Origin of the sequence: Photobacterium aphoticum (genome assembly GCF_001029435.1) — a bacterium.
Lineage (GTDB): Bacteria > Pseudomonadota > Gammaproteobacteria > Enterobacterales > Vibrionaceae > Photobacterium > Photobacterium aphoticum.
This window is the reverse complement of sequence record NZ_LDOV01000024.1, coordinates 1-2,721: the sequence shown is the minus strand read 5'-3', so window position 1 is coordinate 2,721 and position 2,721 is coordinate 1. Positions and strand designations below refer to the sequence as shown.

1 rRNA gene is annotated in these 2,721 nt (G+C 51.9%); it reads left to right on the top strand.

The features are described 5' to 3' along the window. Positions 1–2,644 (top strand): 23S ribosomal RNA (locus ABT58_RS23760); the annotation flags it as partial. Positions 2,645–2,721: the final 77 nt, after the last annotated feature.

Below are 2,721 nucleotides of genomic sequence, written 5' to 3'. Positions count from 1 at the left end.
GGCAGAAGCGGATTAGCCCTTAAGCTAGTTTGATGTCAGGTGAATGAGCTGGAAAGCTCAGCGATACAGGGTGATAGCCCCGTAACCGGTAACATCTTATCAGTGAAAACGAGTAGGACGGGACACGTGTTATCCTGTCTGAATATGGGGGGACCATCCTCCAAGGCTAAATACTCCTGACTGACCGATAGTGAACCAGTACCGTGAGGGAAAGGCGAAAAGAACCCCTGTGAGGGGAGTGAAATAGAACCTGAAACCGTGTACGTACAAGCAGTAGGAGCAGGCTTGTCCTGTGACTGCGTACCTTTTGTATAATGGGTCAGCGACTTAATTTTAGTAGCAAGGTTAACCGTTTAGGGGAGCCGTAGGGAAACCGAGTCTTAACTGGGCGTTCAGTTGCTAGGATTAGACCCGAAACCAGGTGATCTAGCCATGGGCAGGTTGAAGGTGAGGTAACACTTACTGGAGGACCGAACCGACTAATGTTGAAAAATTAGCGGATGACTTGTGGCTAGGGGTGAAAGGCCAATCAAACCTGGAGATAGCTGGTTCTCCCCGAAAGCTATTTAGGTAGCGCCTCGGACGAATACTACTGGGGGTAGAGCACTGTTAAGGCTAGGGGGTCATCCCGACTTACCAACCCTTTGCAAACTCCGAATACCAGTAAGTACTATCCGGGAGACACACGGCGGGTGCTAACGTCCGTCGTGGAGAGGGAAACAACCCAGACCGCCAGCTAAGGTCCCAAAGTTATAGCTAAGTGGGAAACGATGTGGGAAGGCTCAGACAGCCAGGATGTTGGCTTAGAAGCAGCCATCATTTAAAGAAAGCGTAATAGCTCACTGGTCGAGTCGGCCTGCGCGGAAGATTTAACGGGGCTAAGCTATACACCGAAGCTGCGGCAATGTGACTTGTGCACATTGGGTAGGGGAGCGTTCTGTAAGCGGTTGAAGGTGCACGGTAACGTGTGCTGGACGTATCAGAAGTGCGAATGCTGACATGAGTAACGATAAAGGGAGTGAAAAACTCCCTCGCCGGAAGATCAAGGGTTCCTGTCCAACGTTAATCGGGGCAGGGTGAGTCGACCCCTAAGGCGAGGCCGAAAGGCGTAGTCGATGGGAAACGGGTTAATATTCCCGTACTTCTTATAACTGCGATGGAGGGACGGAGAAGGCTAGGTGGGCCTGGCGACGGTCGTCCAGGTTCAAGTATGTAGGCTGATGGTTTAGGCAAATCCGGACCATCTTAAGGCTGAGATACGATGTCGAGGCACCACGGTGCTGAAGTCATTGATGCCATGCTTCCGGGAAAAGCTTCTAAGCTTCAGGTTATAAGAAATCGTACCCCAAACCGACACAGGTGATCAGGTAGAGAATACCAAGGCGCTTGAGAGAACTCGGGTGAAGGAACTAGGCAAAATGGTACCGTAACTTCGGGAGAAGGTACGCTCCTAGCGGTGATGAGACTTGCTCTCTAAGCTGCCGGGAGTCGCAGATACCAGGTGGCTGCAACTGTTTATTAAAAACACAGCACTGTGCAAAATCGAAAGATGACGTATACGGTGTGACGCCTGCCCGGTGCCGGAAGGTTAATTGATGGGGTTAGACGCAAGTCGAAGCTCTTGATCGAAGCCCCGGTAAACGGCGGCCGTAACTATAACGGTCCTAAGGTAGCGAAATTCCTTGTCGGGTAAGTTCCGACCTGCACGAATGGCGTAATGATGGCCACGCTGTCTCCACCCGAGACTCAGTGAAATTGAAATCGCAGTGAAGATGCTGCGTACCCGCGGCTAGACGGAAAGACCCCGTGAACCTTTACTACAGCTTGGCACTGAACATTGACCCTACATGTGTAGGATAGGTGGGAGGCTTTGAAGCAGTCACGCCAGTGATTGTGGAGCCGTCCTTGAAATACCACCCTTGTAGTGTTGATGTTCTAACGTCGACCCCTTATCGGGGTTGCGGACAGTGCCTGGTGGGTAGTTTGACTGGGGCGGTCTCCTCCCAAAGAGTAACGGAGGAGCACGAAGGTGGGCTAATCACGGTCGGACATCGTGAGGTTAGTGCAATGGCATAAGCCCGCTTGACTGCGAGAATGACGGTTCGAGCAGGTGCGAAAGCAGGTCATAGTGATCCGGTGGTTCTGTATGGAAGGGCCATCGCTCAACGGATAAAAGGTACTCCGGGGATAACAGGCTGATACCGCCCAAGAGTTCATATCGACGGCGGTGTTTGGCACCTCGATGTCGGCTCATCACATCCTGGGGCTGAAGTCGGTCCCAAGGGTATGGCTGTTCGCCATTTAAAGTGGTACGCGAGCTGGGTTTAGAACGTCGTGAGACAGTTCGGTCCCTATCTGCCGTGGGCGTTGGATGATTGAGAGGGGCTGCTCCTAGTACGAGAGGACCGGAGTGGACGAACCTCTGGTGTTCGGGTTGTCACGCCAGTGGCATTGCCCGGTAGCTAAGTTCGGAATCGATAACCGCTGAAAGCATCTAAGCGGGAAGCGAGCCTCAAGATGAGTCATCCCTAGACCTTTAAGGTCTCTAAAGGGTTGTTGAAGACTACGACGTAGATAGGCAGGGTGTGTAAGCGCTGTGAGGCGTTGAGCTAACCTGTACTAATTGCCCGTGAGGCTTAACCATACAACACCCAAGGGGTTTTAATCGGACTCCACAAACACTTGAATGCAAGTGTTGAGAATACTAGTTACTTTCCGAAT